At 60.0% G+C, this 25,688-nt stretch carries 21 protein-coding genes and 3 pseudogenes; 17 read left to right on the forward strand and 7 right to left on the reverse strand.

The window, feature by feature from the left end; translation table 11 throughout:
* Positions 1-40 precede the first annotated feature (40 nt).
* Together AC10V3_RS08840 and AC10V3_RS08845 are read left to right on the forward strand one after the other, a co-directional pair.
* Positions 41-214 carry a hypothetical protein gene (locus AC10V3_RS08840; protein ID WP_349606056.1) on the forward strand — a complete coding sequence of 58 codons (174 nt, stop codon included), beginning with the start codon at positions 41-43 and terminating at the stop codon, positions 212-214.
* The gene (locus AC10V3_RS08845; protein WP_454751897.1) at positions 211-1,860 is read left to right on the forward strand and encodes an MFS transporter; all 1,650 of its coding nucleotides are present in this window, start codon (positions 211-213) and stop codon (positions 1,858-1,860) included. The genes AC10V3_RS08840 and AC10V3_RS08845 overlap by 4 nt, the downstream gene beginning before the upstream one ends.
* 467 nt (positions 1,861-2,327) lie before the next feature.
* Here the strand turns inward: AC10V3_RS08845 and AC10V3_RS08850 are convergent, their stop codons facing one another.
* The 4 genes and pseudogenes from AC10V3_RS08850 to AC10V3_RS08865 all read right to left on the reverse strand — a co-directional run bounded on the left by AC10V3_RS08850 (position 2,328) and on the right by AC10V3_RS08865 (position 5,967).
* Entirely contained in the window at positions 2,328-3,425 is a 1,098-nt protein-coding gene (locus AC10V3_RS08850; RefSeq protein WP_454751898.1) for a branched-chain amino acid aminotransferase, read from the reverse strand.
* Positions 3,426-3,902: 477 nt separating this feature from the next.
* Positions 3,903-4,523, reverse strand: coding sequence for a hemerythrin domain-containing protein (locus AC10V3_RS08855; RefSeq protein WP_454751912.1), 621 nt, complete (start codon positions 4,521-4,523; stop codon positions 3,903-3,905).
* 142 nt (positions 4,524-4,665) lie between these two features.
* A pseudogene (locus AC10V3_RS08860) lies at positions 4,666-4,873 on the reverse strand (tyrosine-type recombinase/integrase); the annotation flags it as partial.
* Between the two features lie 317 nt (positions 4,874-5,190).
* The gene (locus AC10V3_RS08865) at positions 5,191-5,967 is read right to left on the reverse strand and encodes a GntR family transcriptional regulator (RefSeq protein WP_022534856.1); all 777 of its coding nucleotides are present in this window, start codon (positions 5,965-5,967) and stop codon (positions 5,191-5,193) included.
* A 383-nt stretch (positions 5,968-6,350) separates the two neighbouring features.
* Between AC10V3_RS08865 and AC10V3_RS08870 the strand changes: the two genes are divergently transcribed.
* From AC10V3_RS08870 to AC10V3_RS08925, 12 genes and pseudogenes are all read left to right on the forward strand, one after another.
* Positions 6,351-7,493, forward strand: coding sequence for an acyl-CoA dehydrogenase family protein (locus AC10V3_RS08870; protein ID WP_490923528.1), 1,143 nt, complete (start codon positions 6,351-6,353; stop codon positions 7,491-7,493).
* Positions 7,490-8,977 (forward strand): class I adenylate-forming enzyme family protein, encoded by a 1,488-nt coding sequence (locus tag AC10V3_RS08875; protein WP_022534858.1) that lies wholly within the window; start codon positions 7,490-7,492, stop codon positions 8,975-8,977. Before AC10V3_RS08870 ends, AC10V3_RS08875 begins: the two co-directional genes overlap by 4 nt.
* A gap of 56 nt (positions 8,978-9,033) precedes the next feature.
* Entirely contained in the window at positions 9,034-10,041 is a 1,008-nt protein-coding gene (locus AC10V3_RS08880) for a 2-hydroxyacid dehydrogenase (protein ID WP_454751903.1), read from the forward strand.
* A gap of 31 nt (positions 10,042-10,072) precedes the next feature.
* Positions 10,073-10,948: an amidohydrolase family protein gene (locus AC10V3_RS08885; protein WP_454751904.1), complete on the forward strand. Its 876-nt coding sequence runs from the start codon at positions 10,073-10,075 to the stop codon at positions 10,946-10,948.
* 10 nt (positions 10,949-10,958) lie between these two features.
* Positions 10,959-11,623, forward strand: a pseudogene (locus AC10V3_RS08890) (RraA family protein).
* Between the two features lie 47 nt (positions 11,624-11,670).
* Complete coding sequence (locus AC10V3_RS08895; protein WP_490923531.1) at positions 11,671-12,876, forward strand: aminotransferase class I/II-fold pyridoxal phosphate-dependent enzyme; 1,206 nt, start codon at positions 11,671-11,673, stop codon at positions 12,874-12,876.
* Between the two features lie 28 nt (positions 12,877-12,904).
* Positions 12,905-13,723, forward strand: coding sequence for an ABC transporter substrate-binding protein (locus AC10V3_RS08900; RefSeq protein ID WP_454751906.1), 819 nt, complete (start codon positions 12,905-12,907; stop codon positions 13,721-13,723).
* Between the two features lie 27 nt (positions 13,724-13,750).
* The gene (locus AC10V3_RS08905) at positions 13,751-14,449 is read left to right on the forward strand and encodes an amino acid ABC transporter permease (RefSeq protein WP_490923532.1); all 699 of its coding nucleotides are present in this window, start codon (positions 13,751-13,753) and stop codon (positions 14,447-14,449) included.
* A gap of 5 nt (positions 14,450-14,454) precedes the next feature.
* On the forward strand, positions 14,455-15,210 hold the full coding sequence (locus tag AC10V3_RS08910; RefSeq protein ID WP_022534865.1) for an amino acid ABC transporter permease: 756 nt from the start codon (positions 14,455-14,457) through the stop codon (positions 15,208-15,210).
* A 2-nt stretch (positions 15,211-15,212) separates the two neighbouring features.
* Entirely contained in the window at positions 15,213-15,962 is a 750-nt protein-coding gene (locus AC10V3_RS08915; protein ID WP_041681025.1) for an amino acid ABC transporter ATP-binding protein, read from the forward strand.
* Positions 15,963-16,122: 160 nt separating this feature from the next.
* Positions 16,123-16,739 (forward strand): annotated as a pseudogene (locus AC10V3_RS08920) (acyl-CoA dehydrogenase family protein).
* Between the two features lie 62 nt (positions 16,740-16,801).
* Complete coding sequence (locus tag AC10V3_RS08925) at positions 16,802-17,806, forward strand: Bug family tripartite tricarboxylate transporter substrate binding protein (protein WP_022534870.1); 1,005 nt, start codon at positions 16,802-16,804, stop codon at positions 17,804-17,806.
* A gap of 1,155 nt (positions 17,807-18,961) precedes the next feature.
* Here the strand turns inward: AC10V3_RS08925 and AC10V3_RS08930 are convergent.
* A complete protein-coding gene (locus tag AC10V3_RS08930; RefSeq protein ID WP_041681026.1) occupies positions 18,962-20,536 on the reverse strand; it encodes a Fic family protein in 1,575 nt (524 codons plus the stop codon).
* A 912-nt stretch (positions 20,537-21,448) separates the two neighbouring features.
* Between AC10V3_RS08930 and AC10V3_RS08935 the strand changes: the two genes are divergently transcribed.
* Positions 21,449-22,378, forward strand: coding sequence for a LysR substrate-binding domain-containing protein (locus AC10V3_RS08935; RefSeq protein ID WP_022534874.1), 930 nt, complete (start codon positions 21,449-21,451; stop codon positions 22,376-22,378).
* An 81-nt stretch (positions 22,379-22,459) separates the two neighbouring features.
* Here the strand turns inward: AC10V3_RS08935 and AC10V3_RS08940 are convergent, their stop codons facing one another.
* Both AC10V3_RS08940 and AC10V3_RS08945 read right to left on the reverse strand, forming a co-directional pair.
* Positions 22,460-22,678: a hypothetical protein gene (locus AC10V3_RS08940; protein ID WP_349606048.1), complete on the reverse strand. Its 219-nt coding sequence runs from the start codon at positions 22,676-22,678 to the stop codon at positions 22,460-22,462.
* On the reverse strand, positions 22,668-23,633 hold the full coding sequence (locus AC10V3_RS08945) for a LysR substrate-binding domain-containing protein (protein WP_022534875.1): 966 nt from the start codon (positions 23,631-23,633) through the stop codon (positions 22,668-22,670). The genes AC10V3_RS08940 and AC10V3_RS08945 overlap by 11 nt, the downstream gene beginning before the upstream one ends.
* Before the next feature lie 296 nt (positions 23,634-23,929).
* On the opposite strand from AC10V3_RS08945, the gene AC10V3_RS08950 reads away from it, so the two are divergent.
* Complete coding sequence (locus AC10V3_RS08950; protein ID WP_022534876.1) at positions 23,930-24,892, forward strand: tripartite tricarboxylate transporter substrate binding protein; 963 nt, start codon at positions 23,930-23,932, stop codon at positions 24,890-24,892.
* Positions 24,893-24,911: 19 nt separating this feature from the next.
* On the forward strand, positions 24,912-25,688 hold the full coding sequence (locus AC10V3_RS08955) for a hypothetical protein (protein WP_022534877.1): 777 nt from the start codon (positions 24,912-24,914) through the stop codon (positions 25,686-25,688).

A 25,688-nucleotide genomic window follows, 5' to 3' on the forward strand; every position in this document is an offset into this window, starting at 1 on the left:
TGAAACTCGCTTCCCGGTGAGCACGTGGGGAGCACTCGCGTTGAGCGAGCAGAATGCCGGTTCCGACGTGGCCAGCATGTTCTTCGAGGACTGCGAAGTTCCCGAAGTGAACGCGCTGGGGGGCATTGGGAATGGGGAGAAAGTGCTGATGAGCGGGGGACAGGAGGAAGTGCTGCACTATGGTGTGCGGGGTCACTCAATAGTTGAAGCATGACAAACTCTCTTGCGGTTTGGCTACGTAATCTGCTCCAGGCATCGCCGCTGCGTGAACCTTCCTTTCGGCTCTTCTATTTCGGGTCGGTCGGCACGGCACTGGGCTATACGATGCAGGCGACCGTTGCGTCGTGGCTTATGGCGACGCTAACTCCTTCAGCGTTCATGGTGGCGCTGGTCCAAACGGCGAGCACGGTACCCACCCTGCTTTTCGGTCTGATCGCGGGTTCCTTGGCAGACATCGTCGAGCGCAGAAAGGTGATCCTGGTCGCGCAGGTGACGATGCTGGCCATCGTCACCATCCTCGGTGCTGCAGCTCTTGCCGGGATCGTCAATCCCGTTGCGCTGCTCGTCCTGACTTTCCTCTTCGGCTGCGGCTTCACCTTCTACCTTCCTGCGCAGCAGGCGAGCATTAACGAGTTCGTGACGCGGGACCAGCTTCCCGCGGCCGTGGCACTGAGCGCCGTCGCATTCAACTCGGCGCGCGCAACCGGCCCGGCGCTCGCCGGCGCCATCGCCGCGTGGCTCAGCCCAGGCAGTGCGTTATTGGCCAGCGCGCTGTTCTTCACGGCAATGATCGCCGCCGTACGCAGATGGAAGCACCGTGAGCATAGCCTGCCGGGTGTACCGGAGCGTCTGCTGACGGGCGTTCTCAGCGGCGTTCGATTCGCGCGGCACTCTTCCGCCATGCGAGCATTGATCATTCGCAACCTGACCTTCTGCATCTTCGCAAGTGCGTTCTGGGCATTGTTGCCGGTGATCGCTCGCGATCTGTTAAGCCTGGGAGCAGAAGGCTTCGGCTTGCTGTCGGCTGGATTCGGCACTGGCGCGATTGTCGGCGCCTGGTCGATTCCAAGGCAGCTCAAGCGATTCAGTCTGAGCAGCATCGTCTTGTATGCGACTGCGGCTTGGGTCGTGGCGATAGGAGTTCTTGCCTTCGCGCATGTCATCGCCGTTGCAATCGCCGGCGCCTTCGTCGCCGGTGTCGCTTGGGTCTGCGTCCTTGCCGGTGTTTCGGCAGGGATTCAGAGTTCGGCACCGCCATGGGTGCGGGCTCGGGCGGTTTCGATGAATCTGGTCGCCAGCCAGGCGAGTCTGGCGATCGGCAGCGCTCTATGGGGATGGCTCGCTTCGGAGGCTGGAATCCGGATGGCCCTTGCTGCATCCGCCGTGGGGTTGCTCGTCTTCTATCTGCTTACCTCCCGATTCCGCGCTGAGATGGGTGCAGAGGCAGATGTGATGCTGCGAAGTCACGCGCCGGATCTGGTCATCGCTGTCGAGCCGCTGCCCACCGACGGTCCGGTATTGATCCAGGTCGAGTACCGGATCGATCGACAGCACCTGAAGGCGTTTCTCCGGGCGATCGAAGCGGTCGGACCGACGCGGCGGCGCAATGGTGCGACCAGCTGGCGGGTCTTTCTCGATCTCGAAGAACAAGACCGCGTCGTCGAACGCTACGTCGTCGCATCATGGGCCGACTACCTGCGTCACAGGGCGCGCATGACCTTGGCCGACATCCAGCTGCAGGACAGCGCAAGGCAATTCCAGCGCGAGGGCGTTCCGATCCGCATCTCCCGATTGATAGGCGTCGACGCGGATGCTGCTTTCCTGGACCCTGTCGATCAAACGGAGTCAATTGTGAGGTGAGGGGGGCATTGCCGCTGGACTGCGAGCATGGCCAGGGAGAGTCGACAAAGTCTGCGGCGGTGTGGATCCCTCGCTCTTCGGCGGCGAGAACGCGGGTTTGGGGGCGGTGTCTTCGCACCAAAGGGGACACCCCCTGCAGTTGCGCAGCAGCTTGCCGGCGCGATCCGGCAGGTCGTGTCCCAGCCTGAGTTCAAGACTTCGCTGGCCATACAGGCGGCGTCGCCTAGCCTCGCCGATGCAGACCAGATCCGACGCCCGCAAGCCGCCCAGATAGAGCACGGTCAGCACCGAGCGACAGTGGGTCGCGTGTAGGCGTTCCCGCGCCATCTTGGTCGGCATTGCGCGCTTCGCTCCATCGCAACACCTTGCTATTGACAGCGCCCGTCAGGCGCGGTCTTGCTGGTGTCCTCGCTGCCGGGGCTGCCGGGCCGGCCCTGACCCGGTCAACCCGGGGCAGGGCGCCGGGCTCAGGCGACGTAGTGGACCCAGCCGAGGGTGTCTGGCTCCTTGCCGCGCTGGATGCCGGTCAGCAGCGTGCGGAGGCGGCGGGTGACTTCGCCTTCGCCGCCGTTGCCGATCGTGAATTCACCACCGACATGGCGTACGTTGCCGATGGCGGTCACCACGGCGGCGGTGCCGCAGGCGAACGTTTCCTTGACGCGACCGCTGTTGGCATCAGCCTGCCATGCGTCGAACGCGTACGGGGTTTCCGACACCTTGATGCCTTCACGGCGGGCCAGTTCGATGATGGATGCGCGCGTGATGCCGGGCAGGATCGTGCCGGACAGCGGCGGCGTGAGCAGCGAGCCGTCGTCCATGACGAAAAACACGTTCATGCCGCCTAGTTCCTCGATCCAGCGGTGTTCAGCGGCGTCAAGGAAGACCACCTGGTCGCAGCCTTTCTGCGATGCCTCGGTCTGCGCGATCAGGCTGGCTGCATAGTTGCCGCCGCACTTCGCTGCGCCGGTGCCGCCAGGCGCAGCGCGCGTGTACTGGTCCGACACCCACACCGTGACTGCCGACTTGCCGCCCTTGAAGTACGGGCCGACCGGGCAGGCGATCACGCAGAACACATACTCGGCCGCGGCGCGCACGCCCAGGAAGGTCTCCGAAGCAAACATAAACGGGCGCAGGTACAGGCTGCCGTCGCCGCCGCCCGGGATCCAGTCGCGGTCGATGTCTACGAGCGCTTCGACGGCGCGGAGGAAATCGGCTTCCGGCAGGTCGGCCATTGACATGCGGGCGGCGGAGGCGCGGAAGCGCTTGGCGTTTTCCTGCGGGCGGAACAGCGAGATCTTGCCGTCAGCGCCGCGATAGGCCTTCATGCCTTCGAAGATTTCCTGCGCATAGTGCAGGACGGCGCAGGCCGGGTCGATCTGGAACGGACGGCGCGCTTCCACCTTGGCGTCATGCCAGCCGCGCCCCTCGGTCCAGCGGATTGTGACCATGTGGTCGGTGAACACGCGTCCGAAGGTGGGGTCGACCAGCGCGGCCGCGATCTTGTCGGCCGGCGTGGGGTTGGGGTGACGCTCCACAGTGAACTGCAATTGTTTGTCGGCGCTCATGTTTCTGTGTTTCTTCGTCTTCGGCTAGTGATTCCAGATGTTCGATGCAATACATGCAAGACAGTCCCGGGATAAAAGGAGACAAGTGGCGGTAAGGCCGAACGCTTCCCTCCCATCCGGTGCATGGGCTGAAGTGTAACTCGATGGTGCGGTGCAGTATCGATCGACCGGTTAGGACGGATGGCAGAAGCCAAACCGCCAGGTTTTTAACGCTCCCGGGTCGAAGTGGCACATTTATACGCGAAGTAGTGACAGTTTTATTTTTGTCTACGGCTTGGCAGCCAAGACACGCCATTGACCGGCGAAGCCCTGCAGCGCTTCATCGCGCGCACGTGATCGACCTACCAGGCCATGACCAGGACGGTAGGGCTCAAAATGGAATGATGGCCGCGCTGAAGCCGGGCTTGCTCATGGCGCGTACCGGTCCCGGCATAAGCTCTGGGCCGAGGTCCGGCAGTGCCGCGAAACGACCGACGTTCAGTGCATGGACGCGTTCGCTTCGCTGTCGATCTGCTTGCGCAAGGTCGCGAAGCGCTTCTCCACATTGGCGCCAAATAGGGGATCGGCACTGGCCCAATCGATCGCTGCGACCTCCGCCCAGTCCGCTTCGGTCAGGAACCGGGCGGCACGCGGCATGACCTGTTTCTCCTCGGTGGACAGATGGTTGCGGTAGTACACCAGGTACATGGCCGCGGCCGCTTCCAGTGCCGCTCGCGAAGTGACCACTTCGCTCTGGGCTTCGCGCAGCCGATTGAGCAATTCCGCGCCGACCGTGGCGATCACGCGATGTTCCTGCAGTAACCGGCTAATGATGATCCGTGTGCCGGGATCCCGTTCCACGAGCAGCGCGTAGGCAACATCCTCGCGGGGATGGTGCACGCAATCGCCATAGTTGCGCATGTAATGGATGATCGTGGCCATCAGGCCGTAGTCTGGCTGCTCGCCCTGATGGAAAGTGCTGACCTGCTGTTCTAGCAGGTCGAGCAGTGAGGCGAAATGGACATGGTCGGTATGCCAGGCGGCAAGCGGTGACGGGCTGGGGGAGGAAAGCGCGTCGGAAGGTGAAGTCGGCAGCGAGGTGACGAGCGGGGTGGCCATGGCGCCCTCCTGGGAAGCTGGGCAAGCAGATCGTTGAGTCCGATGCGAATTGGGACTCGCGGGGCTCTCATTGACACAGTAGTTGCCCTGCACGATTTGCGTCTGACGCAGATCAAAGCGGCGCCACCTTTCAGGATCATGTGCAGCGGGCCGCGTGCAGCCTTTCCCGGCCTATCTCAGTCCGCATCGCCGTGACAGTGTCTTTGTCCGTCTCAGGCAGGTCGTGGCTCAGATAGCGGGTGATGCGCGCCTGGGTCGGGGCGCGCCGGCGGCGGGCGAGGGCGGCGGGTTGCGGCCAGGTAGCCCGCCTCGGTCAACCAGGCGAACAGGGCGTTCAGGATCCGCAACGCAGCGTGCCTCCGTTGCCCGCATGTACCCAAGGTGCTACCGGTGATTCATGAGCGGTGGGGTTCGAAGCGCGTTCAGGATCACCATGGCCCGGCGCACGCTACCGGGCGGAAGTGGCCCCCGGCAAACGGGCGCCATTCAGGATGGCGGGGAGACGACGGCCGCTCCCCGCGCCCTCGCCACACAAAGTGCGGGAGACCCAGCATCTACGCTTACCGAGCAAAAGGGGGCCTGCTGATACCACGTTCCCACCGTCCGATCCTCGGACCACAGAAGTGCGCTGAAGGGCGTTCCGTCGCTCAATGATCCGAGAAGCAGCCTAATTACTCAAGTGCAGGGTTGTTTGGTATTTATATAGGAGCCCATTATAAAAACCGTCGGCATAGAGGATCAATTCGCCGGAACCATTGCGGAACCAGCGTTGGATACGAAGGCCAGGAGTACCGTTCTTGACCTGCAGCGCACGAGCCAGATGTCCCTTTATATTGAATGCACTGACAGTCTGCTGGATGTCGGACGGACGATCGCCAAATTGTTGCCCAATCTGATCGATAAAGATGACAACGGGGGAGATCCGATTGAGGTGGAGATCTTGAGCGACGCCCGAGTACATGGGATGAATCCATAAATGGCTAAGCATCGCCGGCGCCTCCTTGTTACCGCTTGTCCAGCGTAGGACTTCAAGGTGCCGCCAGTGTTGTCCAACGGCGCAACCAATGGTGCTAGCCAGTGTCGGATCAGCAGCGATATCGGCGCTTGCGGTGATCATCTGCTGACCGCCTTCGGCGAGCTGAACAAGATCACCTAGCGACGTCAGCCTTATGGTCTGCTGGTCTTCGGTTCTGTCTGCGATTACGCGCGTTCCGATCGGCCTCTGCTTTCGAACATATCCTCGGTCCTGCAGCGCGCTTAGTGCAGAGCGAACTGTGAAACGGCTAACTCCGAACATCGCGCATAGGGCCTCCTCTGTGGGCAGGAGAGAATCCACCGGATATCGGCCTCTGCGGATATCGGCGAGGAGCGACTGCGCCAGCAACAGATGTTTGGGCGGGCGGGATCCCAGATTGTCCAGGCTGGAATGTGGCGTGGGACTCATCACTGATGCTCCTCGCCCGGACGAGCGTTCGCTACCAACCTGATCGCCAGGGCGGTCCTTTGGCGGTAGTGCGACCGAGCCGCGCCGCCGAAGCCGTGCTCGAGGTCACGCCCGTCCCTGCTTGATACATGTGCTGGTATAGAAGGCCGGGCGCGCGGGTAGGTCATGCTGTGTTGAATATGTTTCACGGTCGTCGCGTTAGCGAATGTTGAGGTAAGCGTCCGGGGAGTCGAAGTGGCCTCCGTCGGGATGGTCACCAGTTTCGTTCGTCGCCGAACGAAAGGCGATGTTAGCGTTAACCACAGTCTTGACGCCACATACGCTTCTTCCTATCATGGTCCGGACAATCAGATGATAACCGAAACCACCTACGAGACACAGCAATGAATCTGGAACTACGTCTGAAAGACCCGGCCTGGGCTTCTTCCGCAATCGAGAACATTCGGGAATTTGCTGGGGTCATCCATGGCGACATGATCAAGGCAGCACGTGAGGGCGTGTTTCCTCGCCACGCGTTCAATGAACTCGGGCGGCGAGGCCTTCTCGGAATGCTTACCCCACGGGAGTACGGGGGGGTGGGTTTCGGTGTGCCTGAGTACTGCCTGGTGGAGGAGGAATTGGGCCGCTACGGCCTGGTAAGTGGGCAGACGCAGGCCCAAGGCGAACGCTGGCTGAACGACTGGGGAACACCGGAGCAGAAGTCGAAGTACCTCCCGGGACTCGCTAACGGGAGCATCCTGTTTTCTGAATCGATATCCGAACCATCCGCCGCCTCATCCTTGAAGAATCTCCAGACCACCGCCAGGCGTGAAGGTGGCGGGTGGGTCATTAGCGGAGAGAAGTGCCACATCAATATGGGTGTCGAGAGTGACCTCACGCTCGTCTACGCGATGGCTCCGGAAGGGCTGACGGCATTTCTAGTAGATACGGATCAGCCTGGTGTTCGGCGCGAACATACCCATCCCATTGGACTTCGCTATTCGCCAACAGCGAACATGTACTTTGATGATGTTCGCGTTGGAGACGGCGCGATCCTTGGCGAGGTAGGCAAAGGCCTTGCAACCTTTGTGTCTACCTTCAATGTGAGCCGGCTAGGGAACGCGTCCACGCTGATTGGTATAGCGCGGCGTGCTCTTGCCGAAGCCTCGAGATATGCGGTTACCCGCCCGGTCGGGTCCGCTGTCGTCGCAGACTTTCAGGGGAACCAATGGACGATTGCGGAATGCTATGCGGAGATCCACGCCGCGGTTTTGGCTCGTGATCACGCAGCCAACCTCGCACAACAAGGTCACGAGCACGCGATGCAAACAAGTGTCGCGAAGCATCTCGCGATCAAGGCCGCCGAGCGAGTTGTGAGCGACGTCTACGCCTTGATCGGTGGATATGGTTTGTATGAGGAGCAAAACTTCGGCCAGTACATGCTCGACGTGAAACTGCTGCGCGTGGCCGGTGGATCGAGTGAAATCCTCAAGAATCACGTCGCAAAATGCATCCTGAAGGATGCTCAACTGATGGGGCTGGCATGAACAATCTGACCGAGCTGATCGAGGTTGCAGCCCTCGATCGTCCCGACGCATCCTTCGGTACCTGTTCACAAAGCGACTCGTTGCATCGATTTGTTGAGCGGGCTCGAACAGTCGCGGCTCAGTTTCGCGATGCCGGCTTCCGGCGAGGAGACCTCGTAGCTTTCGTCGGTCCTAATAGCGCGGGGTACCTTGTTACGTGGATGGCAGCCCAGTTCGTGGGGCTGCAGACGGCATTGATTAACCCGTCATATCCCGATGAATTGCTTGGCGCGATGCTCGACAATCTGGGCGCGCGTGCCATCTTCTGGCTGGGCCGCAGTCCAGGAGGGTTGGTTGACAGGACTGAAGCACAGTTGGATTTGACGGGAGCATGGCAAGGTGAAGTTTCCGTGCAAAGGCCCCTCCTTTCCCGCGTCGGCCTGGTGTCCGATAGCGATGGACGCTGCGCAGATCCCGCCGACGTAGCTGCTTATATCCATACTTCGGGAACGACCGGACTGCCGAAATTCTGCGCGCTTAGTCATGGCTATTTCATTCGGTTGGGCCGCTTTATTGCCGATTCGCATGGGCTCTCACGTTACGACAGGGTCCTCTCGCCATTGCCGATGTTCCACATCAATCCGATGGGGTATGGCGTCGTGGGTTCGCTCACGGCGCGAGCGTCGTTGCTTTCGATGGACCGCTTCCAAGCGCAAGATTTCTGGTCGCTGGTCAAGTCGCACCACATTACCGCGATGATATTGCATCAGCCGCCGGCAAATCTGTTGATGGCCAAAACGACGCGAGCAGAAGCACAAGGTCACCAGATCAGAATAGCCTTCGGGTGCGTGCCGGATTTTCTTGAAAAATTTGATATCCCGATCGGTGTGACGGGGTATGGATCAACGGAAGCTGGCGGCCTTTGCCATACGCGCGTCGTACGTCCGGACGACGCCGAATTTCCGCCGGAAGGTCCGTCTAGCATGGCAGGCCAGCCCCGCTCAGACGTCGAATATCGCATAGCCGACGACGGCGAAATCCGGGTGCGTGGGTTGCATCATCAGACCTTGTTCTCAGGGTATCTACGAGATGGAGAGGTACTGGCGCAGACCGACGCCGAAGGATGGTTCAGGACAGGAGATCGTGGGCGTCAAGACTCGTGTGGAAATCTCATCTTTATTGAGCGAATGAGTGATTCAATTCGCGTTAATGGCGAGTATGTCCCGATCGGATTTGTTGAGGAGCGGTTGAAGCGGGTCTCGTCTCTCGGCGAGTTCGCACTTTGGCGGATGGATTCCCCGGCGCGTGGACACGAGGTCGTGCTCTACACGACTGCGCATCATGTCCTCGAGTCCGAAGTGCATGCGGCGCTATTTGATTTGCCGAAATACATGCACCCCACGCGGCTCATTCGAATTGAGAAGCTTCCGCTGGACACCGGAGTCGGTAAGGTACAGCGGAGATTGCTCAATGACCAACCGCGATTCAGTGAAGTTGAGCTTTGAAAAGCCAAACGTCAATCGAGCAATCTCTTGAGATGTGAAACCAAAGGAAGCTGCCAATGTTACGCGTGGTATTGACAGGAGAGTATGGGAAAGTTTTTCTTGACCCGGTGAAACATGCCGTAGGCCAGGAGAATGCTGTAGACCTCTGGCTGCCATCCGAGGGTGCTGAGCGGATGGTGGAGATCGCAAGGGAAGCTGAAGTGATTGTCGCGTCGGCCGAGTGGGTACTCCACGAGAAACGAACGCTGGTGAAACGAACGCTCCAGAATGCCAAGAAACTCAAGCTGATACTGGTGCCATTTTCCGGAATGGATTGGCTCGATCGGGCATGGTTGCCTGCGGGCTCAGTGGTCTGCAACACGAATGTTGGCATCGACCCAATTACGGAGTACGTGATGCTCGCGATGCTGCAGTCGGCCATACCCCTGCAGGAGATGGACAGCGAGTTGCGCGCAGCTCGCTGGGGGTGGGGAGGTGCCTCGGTGCTTGGCCGCAAACATCATGAGCTTCAGGGGCGCACCATCGGACTGGTGGGGTACGGTCGCATTGGTCACCGCGTAGCGGAGTTAAGCAAGGCTTTCAGAATGCGAGTCATTGCTGTCAGCCGCAACCCGGGGATCGATCACAGTCTCGAGTGGTACAAGGGGACCGATAGTCTCGACGATCTTCTGGCGCAAAGTGACTATGTTCTTTTGTCCGTACCCGGAGGGTCAGAGACACAAGGATTGATCGGTGCGGCACAACTGGCGTGCATGAAAGCAGACGCAGTCCTGATCAATATCGCGCGAGGATCTGTCGTTGACGAAGATGCGCTGTACGAGGCATTGCGTGAGAAGCGAATCCGGGGCGCTGTGATCGACACCTGGTACCGCTATCCGGAGGCGGGCGAGAAGATTTGCCCACCGGCGACGCGGCCATTCGCTGACCTCGACAACGTCGTCATGACTCCACATGCGGCGGGCTGGACGGAGGAACTCGAAGCTCGTCGAATCAGCGCTATTGTTGCCAACGTAAAGCGATTTATGTCTGGCGATGCACTCTTCGACATTTACCTGCGCGCATGAGCAGGCCAATCTTACGGTACGAGATTTGAGTATGTCCATCGTGGAACAGGAAAGTCTGCCGCCGCCCGAGTCCTATACGACGCCCGCTTTCGTCGTGCCGAGTGGGGCATGGGATTGCCATTCACACGTGACGCCGCGCGGGAACTGGGCGCTCGTCTCTGACGCTAGCTATCTCCCTGCACCGGCTCCACCGGAGAAGCATAGAAAGATGAGGGCAGCGCTAGGCCTTCAACGAGGCGCTGTTATCCAGGCGAGCGTCTTTGGCACGGATAACACTGGCGTGATCGACGCACTTACTGATGAACCCGGCAACCTACGCGGTGTGGTAGTTGCGGGTCAGTCGATTGATGACGCGGAAATCGAACGCCTGCATGGTATCGGCGTGCGCGGGATGCGCTTTATCACCAATGGTCTCGGTGGCACCGTAGGAACGCAAGCGATGGTCGCGCTTGCGCCTCGCATTGCCGAGTTCGGTTGGCATGCGGAAGTACTTCCTGGTCCAACACAATGGCCCGAATTGCTGCCTGTATTGGAAGCGTTGCCGTGCAAAATCGTCATTGATCATATGGGTGGTTTGCCCCCAGAGTTCGGAGTAAATCATCCGACAACCCTGGCTATCCGAAAATTACTCGTTGAGCGAGGAGCATGGGTCAAGTTGATCGGCTATCGCTTGTCGGACGACCTTATGGATAGTCGTGTCATTGAACGCGCCCACGTCTTCTATGGTGATGCGCCGGGGCAGATGATTTGGGGAACGGACTGGCCACATGTAGGTATAAAGAAGCCGGTGGATGCTGGCCTGCTCCTCAATGCTTTCGCACGCTGGTTCGACAACGACGCGGACGTGATGCATCGCGTGCTGGCAATGAATCCGGCGTGCTTGTTCGATCAGTATGATTCAAACTGAGGCCTTGGCGATGACTGCTGCTGGCTTTGCTATCCACCCTACGCCGACCCCGGCCCCTGCTGACCTGCTGGACGCTCTTCGGCGAGTGCCCACGCCGCACATCAGCGACAACCTGCAGCGCTTGACTGGAATCGTTTGTCTGCGCCCATTCCATCGGGGTGCCAAGCTGGTTGGGACAGCTTTGACGGTCAAGACCCGCCCCGGCGACAACCTTCTGATCTACAAGGCCCTCATGAGCGCCTCTCCAGGACACGTGCTCGTGGTTGATGGAGGAGAAGAGACGAGCAATGCCCTCGTAGGGGAGCTCATTGCTCTACGCCCAGCAGCGCGGCTGCACTGGGATCGTGCTCGATGGCGCCGTGCGCGATGTAGCGGCGTTTCGTGATGCCGATTTCCCCTGCTGCGCACGGGAGGGCGATTCATCGAGGGCCCTACAAGACTGGTCCTGGCGCAATTAACGTTCCTGTCTGTGTGGGCGGGCAAGTCGTGACGCCAGGCGACATCGTGGTTGGCGATGAGGACGGCCTCGTCACCTTTGCTCCATCCGAAGTCTCGCGCCTTCTTCAGGCGATCGACCGAACCACTCAGATCGAGGAGGCCATCAGGGCCGAAATCGCCAACGGAATGGTGGAGCAATCGTGGCTCGCCAAGGCACTTGGTCCTCACGGTCTTTGATCCAACGCATCACTCAACTCACGTCCGCTTCGTATCCGGAGGACTTCATGGAAACCTTGCTGGCCCACCGCCTTGACGGCGTCAAGCCTTCGCCAAGCATGGCGGCCAAGACGCGTGTCGATGCGTTGCGCGCTGCAGGTCGGAGCATCGTCGACTTTACCATCGGCGAGCCCGACTTCTTGACACCGAAGCACATCATGGACAGCGGCATTGCCGCCTTGCTATCGGGACAGACGCGTTACACGTCGCCCAGCGGAACGCTCGCTCTGCGGCAGGCAATCGTCAAAAAATTCCGTCGAGAGAACACGCTGGAATTCAAGCCCGAGAACATCGTTGTCGGGAATGGTGCAAAACACATCATCTACAACGCCTTCGCAGCTACCTTGAATGAGGGAGACGAAGTCGTGGTGCCTGCACCGTACTGGGTTTCGTATCCAGACATGGTAGCGCTCCATGGGGGCAAGGCCGTCGTCGTATCCAGTGATGCAAGCCACGGATTCAAGCTGACGCCGGAGGCTCTGGAATCAGCTCTATCTCCTCGAACGAAGTGGCTAGTGCTGAACACACCCAACAACCCGACCGGAGCGGTATACACAGCCAGCGAACTGGTCGCGTTAGGTGCCGTACTGCAGCGGCATTCTCATGTCTGGCTGATGACCGATGAGATCTATGAGCATTTCGTCTATGGCGATGTAAAGCATGCTTCTTTGCTCCAGATGGTTCCGGAACTGGCAGAGCGGACGCTGATCATCAATGGCGTTTCCAAAGCCTATGCCATGACGGGCTGGCGTATCGGCTACGGTGCAGGCCCAACGCCGCTGGTGCAAGCAATTGCGATGTTGCTGTCACAGAGCACATCGTGTCCGAATGCCATGGCCCAGGCGGCGGCCGTGGAGGCACTCAATGGGCCGCAGCAATGCGTTGCAGATGCGGTGGCAATCTACGGCCAGCGCAGGGATCTCATTGTGGAGCTCCTGAGAAAGGTCCCTGGTGTCGACTGCGTGTTGCCAGACGGTGCATTCTACGTCTTCCCCAGTGTGGCTGGACTTATGGGGCGGGTGACGCCTGGTGGAGGCGTTCTTTCCTCCGATGTCGACGTCATGCGCTACTTTTTGGAGCACGCAAGTCTGGCAGTGATCGATGGAACTTCCTACGGGATGCCAGAACATCTTCGCATCTCCTTTGCCACTTCCTTCGAGTTGATTGAGCAAGGTTGCAACTTCCTTCGGGATGCTGTGAACGACCTCTCCTGAGCATCACCCATCGTCTAGAGAAGACACCATGAAGACTTCTGTTCTGACTCTCGTTGCCAGTGCCGCCCTGATGCTGCTGGGCAATCCCGCACGCGCGGACCAACTCGCTGACATCAAATCGAAGGGCGTGTTCGTCTGTGGGACGCTCGGTACCGCCGAGCCCTTCAGCTTCTCCAATACGCAAACCCGCGAGGTTGCGGGCTACGACGTGGACATCTGCAGGGCGTTGGCAAAGTCCCTCGGTGCGAAGCTTGAGTTGAAGCTCATTTCCGTGGCAGCACGGATCCCCGAACTTCAACAAGGTCGTGTTGACGTGGTCATTGCCAGCCTGGGGTGGACCGCCGAACGCGCTGAGCAGATTGCCTTCAGCGACCAGTATTTTGTGAGCGAGCAGAAGATGGCGGCTCGCAAGGACAGCGGATACAAATCCCTCCGGGATTTGTCAGGAAAGCGCGTCAGCGCTCTCAAAGGCTCCAGTTCGGAGATGCTTGTGCGCAAGGCAGTCCCCGGGGCAACGACCATTACCTTCCAGGATCCACCGAGCGCCTTTCTCGCGATGCTGCAAGGGAAAGTAGATGCCTTTGCCATTGGGGAACTCTACCTCGAGAAGTATCGCCTGCAATCTGAAAGTACCGTCCCCATCGTGAAGCTCGAGCCATCACTGGCGTCTGAACCGTGGGGAATCGGCATGCGCAAAAGCGAACCGGGCTTGATCAAGCACGTGAACGCCGTGCTGCAGGCGATGGAGAAATCGGGAGAGGCGCAGCAGATCTTCGACAAGTGGCTGGGTAGCCAGACCATCTACAAGATGAAGCGCAGCTTCAAGATTGAGCCGATCAAAGGCTGATCCACATACTGCAACAGGAAACTGACCGTGGATCACAAGCTCGACTTTTCAGTGTTGCTGCGAGGTGACTATCCGAAATGGATCCTTGACGGCGTCGTCACCATGTTTGAACTCACGCTGGCGGCGTGGTTGCTCGCGATGGCCTTGGGGACCATGCTTGCCGTGGCACGCATGAGCAACATCCGAATAGCAAAGATTGCGGTAGCGATCTATGTTGAGTATCACCAGAACGTGCCCATGCTGGTCCAGGTTTTCCTTTGGTACTTCGGCATCCCCGCGCTTTTTCCGCTGCCGTGGCAGCAGTGGATCAATACACATAACAGCGCATTCGTGTTGGCTTTCATTGCAGGGGGGCTGTGCATGGCAGCCTATGTCTCCGAAGGGTTGCGCGGGGGGATACGATCCATTCCAAAGTCTCAGTTGGAGGCCGCTCGCGCCATTGGCCTTTCCTATCTTCAGGCGGCGCGTCTCATCGTTATCCCTCAGGCACTGCGGATTGCACTGCCTACCCTGGTGAGTTACACGGTACTGCTGTTCAAAAACACCAGCGTGGCCATGGCAATTGGGGTTGCGGAGCTGACTTATGCAACCCGTGAAATTGAGAGCCAGTCGTTCAGGACCGTGGAAATTTACCTGCTATCAACTGTGATCTATCTTGGATTTTCCTTGGTGATCCTGAAAGCAGGAACGTATCTTGAAGTTCGCTATCGGATTCGAGCGAGGTAGGATCTGTGGATAACATTCTTCTCATCTTGCGCGACTATGGGACTTTGCTTCTCGTAGGTCAGTACCCCAATGGGCCACTCGGGGGATTGGCGGTCACATTGCTTCTTTCCTTGCTTGGATTGACGCTTGCCTTTCCGATTGGCGTAGTGATCGCACTCGCACGCCTCAGTCCCTTTCGCTGGCTGCGCTGGCCTGCGATTGCGCTGGTCTATGTCGCGCGCGGCGTACCGCTGCTGATGTTCATTTTCTGGGTGTACTTCTTCGTCCCCTTGCTCATTGGTCGCACGGTCACTGGCTTCACGACCATGGTGGTGACACTTGTGATCTACCAAGCGGCCTACCTGTCCGAGATTGTGCGATCCGGTATTGAGGGCTTGCCCAGGGGGCAAACCGAAGCAGCGCGTGCCGTGGGGCTGAGCTACATCCAGACCATGAGCAAGGTAATCCTCCCCCAGGCTCTGTACAACATGATTCCAGCCTTGGTCAGCCAGTTCGTTTCAACTGTCAAGGAAACCTCGCTTGGGTATGTGATCAGCGTGAACGAAGTCACCTTTGCGGCGACGCAGATCAACAGTTCGCTCATGACGCAGCCATTCCAGGTGTACTTCATCCTTGCTGGCATTTACTTCTGTCTCTGCTTCTCACTGACGCAACTGGCGCGCTTCCTTGAGCGCCGAATCACAACTCGACGCGAAGGAAGCCGCCAGTCCGTGGTGGCTGTTGTATCACCCTCTACCACCACTACGGAGACAGCCGCGTGAACATGAATTTCAGCAAAAAGCCTCTCATTACCTTCAAGGACGTCAGCAAGTGGTACGGGGAGTATCGCGCGCTAAGCAGCATCAGCGCTGATGTCCACCAAGGTGAAGTCGTTGTCGTGTGTGGGCCATCAGGTTCAGGGAAATCCACGCTGATTCGAACCGCGAACCGTCTGGAGGAGATCCAAAGTGGAACAATTCATTTCGACGGCAAAGACGTCCATGCGTCAACGGTCGATATCAACAAGTTTCGCAGCCAGGTTGGTTTCGTATTCCAGAGCTTTAACTTGTTTCCGCATCTTTCCGTTGCCCAGAACATCATGCTCGGGCCGGTCAATGTACGTAAGCAACGACGCGCAGAGGCGAGAACCCGTGCTCTCGAATTGCTCGATCGTGTCGGCCTAGTATCGAAGGTCGACGCATTTCCTGGACAACTTTCGGGAGGCCAGCAGCAGCGTGTAGCAATTGCGCGGGCATTGGCGATGGATCCCCCCGTCATGCTGTTTGACGAACCGACCAGTGCCTTGGATCCTGAGATGGTTGGGGAGGTGTTGCAGGTGATGAAGTCACTGGCGCGCGATGGCATGACGATGATGTGTGTCACACACGAAATGAATTTTGCCCGGGAGGTTGCGGACCGGGTGTGGTTCATGGATCAGGGGAGTTTGGTCGAGGTCGGAGTACCGGACGAGTTTTTCTCGAAACCTACTAGCGAGCGAGCGCGCAAGTTCCTTTCTGACCTGCGTACTCACTAGGGTCTGTTTACATTTGTAGGAATCTTGTGATTACCCACATCACGCCGCTGTCGCTGCGCCGTCATGCGCCGACGCTGGGCGAACACACCGCCGAGGTCTTGCAGGAACTGGGCATCGCGCAGGGCGCCAGCCAACGATAACGAATCATGAAGACACAGTCATGAACTTTGAACTGGCCGAAGAACACCGGATGCTCAAGGAACTGTTCGCGCGCTTTGTGCGCGAACAGTTGATCCCGCTGGAACCTGCCGTGCTGGCGCGCGAAGCCGAAGGCGGGCAGAGGACGCTGCTGCCGGAAGAGCATGCGAGGCTCGACGCGATGTCGCGTGAACTGGGCCTGTGGGGCCTGGATGCCCCCACCGGGATGGGCGGCGCCGACCTGCCGACGGTGGCAATGGTGGGCGTCCACGAAGAACTGGGCAAGACCATCACGCCCTACGAACTGCCGCCCGACTCGCCCAACCTGCGCATGCTGATGTTGACCGCCAGCGAGGCCCAGCGTGAGCGCTATCTGGCGCCGTACGCGCGCGGCGAGACCGCCGCATCGACGCGGGCGATGAAGCACGCACGCAGGTATCGATGATCAAGGTGTTCGCCACCGAAATGGCCTGGGACGTGATCGACCATGCCATGCAGACCTTTGGTGCGATGGGCATGACCAAGGAGCTGCCGCTGCAGCAGATGGCCAACGAGACGCGCCTGATGCGCATCTACGAAGGGCCCAGCGAAGTGCACCGCTGGGTGATTGCACGCGACCTGCTCGGCCTGCGCCGTTAAGTCATCTTTGATCCCTTGCACCGGCGGGAACACGCCGGGCTTTCCACTTTCAGGAGACAATCATGCAACAGGCTTTCCGTTCCCGCCGCCGCTTCCTTGGATTGGCCGCGGCCGCGCTGGCGGCCATCGGCGCGGCTACGCCGCTGGCGACGCCCGCCGCCGAATCTGCCGATGCTTTTCCCGCCCGCCCGATACGGTTCATCGTACCCTTCCCTTCCGGCAGCGGCACCGATACCACCGCGCGTATGTTCGCCAAGAAGATCGGCGAGCTGACCGGCCAAGGCGTGGTAGTCGAGAACAAGCCCGGCGGCAACGGCTTTATCGGCGTGCGGACCGCGCTGAACGCGCCGCCTGACGGCTATACGGTTTTTATCGGCAGCAATTCCACGCTGTCGACCAACGCCGCCACCTTTCGCAAGCTGCCGTATGACCCGTTGACGGACTTCGCGCCAATCTCGCTGCTGTCGCGCGGGCCCTGCGTGATCATCGTGCCGGCCAACTCGCCCTACCGCACGCTGTCGGAGCTGCTGGAAGACGCCCGTAAGCGCCCCGGCGCGCTCAACTACGGCTCTGGCTCGATCTCCTACACGATCTACTCGGAGTGGCTCAACGAGCTGGCCCGCACCAAGACCACCGCCGTGCCGTACAAGGGCGCGGGCGATGTCATCAACGGCGTGATGGCGGCCAATGTCGACTTCGCCGTGGTGGACGCCAGCGGCGCCATCGAACTGGTCCGTGGCGGCAAGCTCCGCGCGCTGGCCTTCACCGCGCCGCAGCGCTCGCCGCTGCTGCCGGACGTGCCCTCCATCGCCGAAGCCGGCCTGCCGGACTTCCTGGCCCACAATTGGGTGGCCGCGGCGGTCCCGGCAAAGACCCCGCCGGCGGTGGTGAAGCGGCTGCATGACCTGTTCGCGCAGGCCGGCAATGCCCCCGACGTGCGCGACTACTACACGCGCCTGTCGGCCGAGCTGATCCTGTCGTCGCCGGCCGAGATGCGGCAATACCAGAAAGACGAGATCCAGCGCTGGAAGCGGCTGGCGACGGTGGCAAAGATCCCGCTGCAGTAGCAGTGCCCTGCACGGGTCGCACGAATGACGATCTTCAACACCAGGCGAAGCCGTTACACCGAAGTTTAAATGCAATTAATCGCCAAGATTTACCTGCAACCGTCAATCGCTGGCTGGTATGAGGTCGCTCCCTCGGTATAGAAGGCATTCAATCCCGTTTCGGATTATAATTTCACCATCATGAAATAACCTGTCAGCGCATGCGCCCTGGCTCGAGCAGGCAGTGGCCCCATGCGGTTGAGGTAGGCAAGGACGCGGTGTGGGAACCGCATGCCTAGCCGGAATGCTGACATCGAGAGTGACATTGCAACGCCGGCCGTGGCCGTGTTGTGCTGGCAGCCAAAAGCAGTTCGGCAAACTAGTGGTAGCCCAGAAGGCTGCGCTCGGCCAGCGGCACACGAAGGCAAACAGGCTCTGAGTGCGTAAGCGAAGCCACGGGTTTTGCCACGCTGTAGTGACCGCGGTACGGCTCGCAGATCAAGGACCTAGCCCTGCACATCGTCGTCAATGATCGTGCAAACCCCTTGTTCGTCATCGACGTCCTGAGCCTCAAAAAGGCTGTCGAGCGCGACAAGGTCAAGGTTCAGGTTCTGCAAGCGCAGAAGGCGGGCCCTGATCGCGGGGCTCATCAAGTCGGCGGATGATGAGGATCGCGCGAACGAGCGGGAAGGGCTGGTGGCGATCGCGGCGCCTAAGGCGGCCCCTCAGGCGCGAGAGTCGTTTGCCGATGAGTTCGTGAAGCTGGCGAAGCTCAGGAAGGACGGGGCGCTCTCTGAGCAGGAGTTCACGGAACTGAAGGCGGAGTTGATCCGCAGGGCGAAGCCTGCCACTGTGTAGTCCCCGTCTCCGCCGTCCCTGACGCCACCTTCGCGCTGGCGTTTCTCATTTGGGTTTGGGCAAACCCAGCGGCTTCCCTGGCCGCCGACGGAAAAAATGCTCGGGATAGGGTGTTCGCCATGCCGAACGTCAGGCAATCACGCTGACTATCTCCGCGGCGGCCCGGTCTCGGATTTGCTCAATGATGTCAGCGAACTGGGCGTTCACGGGGTGCCCATTGCATCAGGTTTTGTCGAGTCAGCCGTCAACCAAGTGGTCAGCGAGCGGTTCGTCAAACGGCAGCAGATGGACTGGCGGCCTCATTATGCAAACGCGCTGTTAAGGCAGCTCATTTGTTGGGGATCCGCCATCGAAATTCTTGAAGGCGGTTTTCAGAACACCGACCAGATCTGCCACGATCTCCGCATTTTCGAGAATAGGGAACTCCTTTCGGAGCTTGTTCGAGACTGCACCCTGGTTGTCCCTGACCGAGCGGATGATCCGATCGATATCGGCGTCAGGACCGTCGATGATGTCCTTCACCATCCGCCGAGCGGTCGTCCACTCCTGCAGAATCCCGGCCTCCGTCCTCATCTCCTGCCTGATGGTCCTGTCGATGACATCGGCCATATACTCTACCTGCACAGTCAGGTCAGGGTAACGCCATGCCAGCAATGCCGCGTCGTACCCTGCGAACTCAAAGTTCGACTGGACGCCATCCGGATACAGCCGGCGGGTTGGCGCGAACTCACAGAGGTTGCCATACATGGCCATTAATGGCTTGGAGAAGCGTTCGAGGATGTGGTCGTAGCGCGCAATGTTCTGCGGTTTTTCAGTGATGACAGCCGAAATCGGTAGGATGAAGGGCCGCGGGACGGCGCCATCTCTTCGCAGGACGTCGTTGACGATGAAGCGGTGGATGCGGCCATTGCCGTCGGCCAGCGGGTGGATGAACACGAACGCGAACGCGGCGGTGCCGGCGCGAACCACAGATGATTGCCCGGTTGTGCGCTCCAGAAAGACCTCGAGCCCGCGCAGCATCTCTCGCAGCCGATCCCAATGGGGGGCGACATAGTGGACGATATGCTCAAACCGATGCGTTTCGCCGACGAATACGGGCGAGGCGCGCAGCCCAAAGCGGGAAATGGTACTGCGCTCGCTCACGATCTCTCGCTGCAACTCGGCTAGCGTGTCAGGGGACAGTAGCGCGGGGTATTCACCGATTCTGCGTTCCATGACTGCCGCGAATCGACGAATTCGGTCCATCTGATCCTGCTCGTGCTCGATCGCAAACGACGATTTGGATTCCTTGATAGTCAGCCAGACGGCACTGCGCATCAATACGTTGCCCCCGAACTCCGCATTGAGCTCATCGAGCCGGGCCGCGCAGTCGTAATGCTGTGCCGCCCTGACTTCCGGGGTCCGCCGAACCAGCGGGCAGAAATCTCGATTGCCGGGCAGGTTGTCTCGCACGCGCCAACGTGCATTTCGAGTTGGCGCCGTTGTGGCAAAGTAGGTCTCAGGGTCGATCGCGTCGACGTAGTTGCCCCCGGTCACGGCCTCGACGCCGGCGATCTGCCGGCCGGTTAGCCACTCATACAGAAATCCAACCCGTCTGGCATACTGCCCGGTACGCTCACTATTCAGCCATGCTGCCAACTCCGCCTGTGGGAGCACATCAAAGAGTCGCGCCAGGAATTCGAGATGGACGCCCTCTTGTCGGAGTGCGTAAGTCAGGTGGGCCTGCAGCGTGGGCGCCTGGCGAGAACCAGCGGGGTAGGTCTCAAGCGTTCTGCCATCGGTTACCACGGAGCGCCGAGCAGCGCCGATCTCGCTGGTGATCTGAAAATCCTGTACTGGGGTGACGTCATAGTGATCTGAGAGCCACTTATATCCCATCCATTCTGTCGTCAAGGTGTGCTCCAGTCGTTTAATCTGGCTGGCAGACGTTTAAAAATTCCACGAATTCTTGATTATCGTTTAAACGCCACTTCCCTGCTGCCATTTTTACCTTGTCCGTGGGGATTGACGCCTAGCAGTGTCGCACGCCATCTGCTCGACCCGACCGGGGCACTCCCAGGAGCGCACCATGGTCTGGGCGACCCGCATTCGAGCAACGGGATGTCAATGACCAGGCGGCAAGGGGCGTCGATCTCGAGCACGCCTTGCATATGATGGACGGGCTGGGTTTGACGATGCTGGTCTTTTCCAAGGCGCATGCGCCTTGGTTCGAAGAGGCTGTGCGGCCCATGCGTCCAAGACCGGCGAGCTGGCAGGGTGGGATTAGCCTCCTTTGCGAGACTGCCATCCTGGCATAGTGGTCAGCATCGGCATCAAAGTTGGGAGTCACCGATGTGCTAAGCCAGCCGGGTCTGACTTAGCAGAGGTGAGACAAAATGCTGCGTGGGTTACCGCGCCCGAAGAGCAGTCAGCCCCAGCACCAAAACCAGAGGGTTTCTGGATATGATCGCACGCCGGAAGGGGTGACAATCCATTGCTGGATGCAGCTGTCACTTCAATTGCTCCAGAAGCCGGAACAGACAGGCTAGCAGCTGACGTCGCGTGCTTAAAAGCCACGTTCTTTATTACTTCCATGAATATGTGTCAGTTCCGGCTTTATCCCGGCACGCCCCCTAATGGGTTCAGCACGCTGTGGTGGGCTGCTGCTGATCTGCAGGCTCTCGCGATGAAAAGCACCGTAGTTGACCAACGTATGCGCCTTGTTCCTGTGATACCTGGAGACTTTCTCCCGGTTCCGCATCTCTGAACCTGGCGGCGGTCAAAATCGAAAAACCCCTATTGATTGTGCTAGGAACACGCGCACATATGGAACTCAGACACCTGCGCTATTTCATCGCGGCGGCCGAAGAGGAGCACTTCGGCCGGGCGTCCGAACGGTTGCACGTTACCCGCCCCGCCATCTCCCAGATCATCGCCGACCTAGAGGCCGAACTTGGCACCCTCCTGTTCGAGCGGCAGGCCCATCGCGTAACGCTGACTGCGGCGGGAAAGGCACTGTTGCCGCCGCTTCAGGCGATCATGGGCGACCTCAATCAGGCCATTGCGATGGCCAGGCGCGTGGGCGAGGGCAAGTCCGGCGCGCTGAACATCGGCTATGGCTCGCTCACGCTCATGCATCCGCTGTTTCGGACTGCCGTGAAGGCGTTCCATGAGCGCTGCCCCGACATCACGCTCTCGTTGCTCGAGATCCCGAGTTCGGAACAGCAGCGGGCGCTGGCCGAAGGCCGTATCCACGCCGGCTTCATGCATTTCCGTTCTCGTTCGCCGGCGCTGCGCGAGGTCAAGCAGGGGAATGCGCTTGCGCAAGACGCAGCGGTGCTCGAGCGCCTCAAGATCCAGACGGAGGGTCTCGGCCTGGTCGTGCCACATGACCACCGCCTGGCCGGACGTCAGTCCGTTCCATTGGCCGAATTGTCCGAGGAGGCCTGGGTGGTGGTGCCCCAGTCGACCGTCAGCTTCGGCTACGGGCCCCTGTTCGCGCTGTGCCAGAAGGCCGGCTTTGAGCCGCGCATCGTGCAGGAAGTGACCTCCATTACGAGCTTGCTCAATCTGGTATCGGTGGGTGTCGGGATCGGCCTGTGCGTGACCGGGCCGGGGCTGGCGTTTCCTCCGAGCCTGTCCGTTCTGCGGATCGAAGGCATCAACTACCCGATCAACTTCGCGTTGAGCTGGGTCAAAGGGCGCATGGAGCCTGTTCTCGAGCGCTTTGTACAGACGGTGAAGGAACTGTTGTAACGGGATCTCCCTCATTTTTCCCGGGCTGGGATAAGTGGCATGAACCGGCATTGGGGCGATGTGGATCTGTTCCGGTAGTCGTCAAGGGCCCATCGGCGATGGTGGGAACACGCACCAGGAGCCGTCGGCATGCCGGAAGAAGAACAGCGAGATCCCGCCGGAGGCACCGGCCACGTCGACTTGGACACAACCGGTGCAATGGCTGGGCGGGCGTATGCGCGTCACGCGCGCGGGCGCCTTCGTGTCGAGGCCGACCCATTTCTCGAGCAGTCCCCGCAGGGTCGTTGATTCAGTCTTCATTGCCAGCTGCGTTGAGATTAGCGGAGGGCGCGGAGAGTTCCTTGACGACCTCGATGAACTGCTGCAGAACGGGCTCGGTACGCCCCTTCAGCCAACTGAGTTGAAAGTTGGTCCGGTAATTGACGTCGGTAAGCCTGATGACGGTGAGGCCGGAGGGGTAGGTAAAGTCTTTCCCGAGCACAGCCAGGCCGATGCCGACCCCCACGGAGATCAGATTCATCTGCGAAGCAATGGAGTGGACTTCCTGGACGACCTGCGGCTGGAATCCAGCCTCCTGGCACAACGCGAACAGCGGACCGTAGCCGGGGCTGACGCTCGATCTCGGAACCACGACGAATCGCTCCCTGGCGAGCTGGCTCAGCGAGATGGCCCTTTTCTTCGCGAGCGGATGGTCGGTGGGCACCACGACGCCAAGGCCGCCAGTCTGGATCACGTAGCGTTCGAGCGAAGCTTCGCCTTCCGGCTGCGCACTGCCTCTTCGCTGCTTGCGGTGTCCGTCATCGGGGCAGAAATGCATGAAGCCCACCTGGATCTTTCCGTCGAGCACCGCCTTGACCTGGTCTGACGTCGGCATTTCGACCAGCGTAAGCGCGACATTGGGGTGGTATTCGAGAAATCGCTTGATCGCGGCACGGAGCAAAGGGTGATAGAGGCTCAACGAGCCATAGCCGATGCACAGCTCCCCGACCTTGCCTTCGCCGACCTGTTTCGCCAGCGTTATCGCCTGGCTGAGGTCGCACATCATGCTCTGCAGCCTAGGCAGGAGCGCGAGGCCGGCGGCGGTTAGCTTTACCTTGTGAGCCTGGCGTTCGAACAGCTCGACCCCAAGTTCGTCCTCCAGGTCCGCGATGATCTGCGAGACGGCCGGACGGGTGACGAACAGGCGGTCCGAGGCACGGCCGAAATGCTCTTCTTCCGCCGCAGCAATGAAATAGCGCAGATGTCTGAGTTCCATGGAAGGAGATGGTATCGGGTGAAACAGGCGCCTCCCACAGAAGGGAAGCCTGGATCCAGTTTGGCTACCGACGCGGCTGGAGTCGAGTCGTGTTTTCAACCCGTCTGGTAAGCGGAGCTAACCAGCAACTTCGTCTGCAGCGTCAGCGGAACTTACTCGACGAGGGCCTAAAGCCGACTGGACGACCGGCTGCGCCGACATCAAACTCTCATTCATCGCGTCGTCTTCGCAACGGACCCGAACGGTAGACACGAATTCTTGCGAGCCTTCCGTGGACCGGAATACCAATGAGAGACATGAAGAATCGCCGTCATTTCCTGAGAGACCTTTCCGGCTGCATGCTTGCGGCAGCCGCCTTTGCCGCGCAGGCGCAGAACGGAGCGTTTCCCGCCAAGCCGATACGCCTGATCGTCTCTACCTCGGCCGGCGGCATGACCGACATGCTGGCCCGTCTGTATGCGGACAGCCTGTCAAGGACGCTGAAACAACCGGTCGTGGTGGAGAACATGCCGGGTGCCAGTACCATGCTCGCCTCGCGCTACGTCGCAAGGCAGGCGGCCGACGGCTATACGTTGCTCGTCGCGGCCAACACCATCGCGACGCTTCCGCAAGTGGAAAAGAATGCTGGCTATGCCATGAAGGATTTCACCGGCATCGGCGAGCTCGCGCGCTCGCCGTCCCTGCTCGTGGTCGGTGGGTCTTCGAAGATGCGGACGATTCCGGAACTCGTCGCGGCGGCCAGAAAGAATCCCGGTGCGATCACCTATGCGTACACGGGCCGCGGGACGACATCGCACATGACGGCGGAACTGTTCGCGCAGGACGCAGGGGTCAGCTTCAACGGCATCGCGTACAAGGGGATATCGCTCGCCGTGCCTGACGTCCTGGCAGGGCGTGTCGAATTCCTGATGGGCCCTTCGACCGCGACGGAAGAACTGATCAGGAGCGGGAGAATGCGCGCGCTCGCGATTACGTCTGGCTCGCGCTCGTCGGCATTTCCCGAGGTTCCGACCTTCAAGGAGCTCGGATATCCAGACGCCACGTACTACCTGTTCTTCGGCATCTTTGCGCCCGCCGGCATTCCCGATGGCGTGCGCAAGACCGTCGCGGACGGCATCGAATTGGCCAAGAAGGACGCGAAGTTTATTGCGCGGCTACAGCACATGGGCATGGAGGTCTCCAATGTGAGGACGCCGCAGCAGTTCAACGCATTCGTGCAGGACGAGGAAGCGAAATCGGTAAGTCTCCTGAAACGGTGAGCCGGCTCAGGATGCCGCCATGCCAACACCGGTCAGTGATTGCTGTGCGAACCTTCGACGCGTGTGTCATGCCTCGCGGGAAAATCATCCCGGGCAGGTGATGTTGAGCGGCCTTGGCACCGGGATCGCCCGCATCGGGAATCTTCAATTCCCGTTTCCAATCAGGATAGACGTCGAGACCGGAGCATGCGAGTTGTTGATGCGACGTTTTACCAGGACGCTGCGTAGCGGACAGGCTCGTGTGGTGCCGCCTCTGGAAGAACTTTCGCTGACCTTGCTGCATCGCGCCACGCTGACGCTGGCAATCGTTCCCCAATCTGAGACCTGTGCCCTGCCATCCGGTCGATGCCGCGGCAACGAGTCGTTGCACTTAGAGGCGGACGACCTGCGGCAGCGAAGGCCCGCAACCGCGGGAATAGCCTTGGCCGTGTTCACCGCCCCGCACCACGACTGGGGGCTTTCGTCGGCGGCGGCGTGGCTCGGCATGCCCGACCGCAGGTGGCTCTCGCGCAAGCTTCTGCAGGAGTGTTCGAGCCTTCGCCAATTGGTCAGGACGCAACGCCTCTCGCGCTTTCTGTTCGACCTGCTGTCTTCGGCGCCGCTGTGTTCTGCCGCGCGCTACGGATTCGCGGACCAGTGTGGTCTGGAGAATGCGGTGTATGACCAGTTTGGCATCTCGGTCGCGGCGCTCTCCAGGCTTTCATCCGTCGGACACGAGGGAAGCGTGGTTAGTTTCGCTTACCGTGTGGCGGAGAAAATCGAACTCGACGCATCGGAGTGCCATGCCCTAGCATGA

The organism is Cupriavidus sp. PB-02 (genome assembly GCF_058252315.1).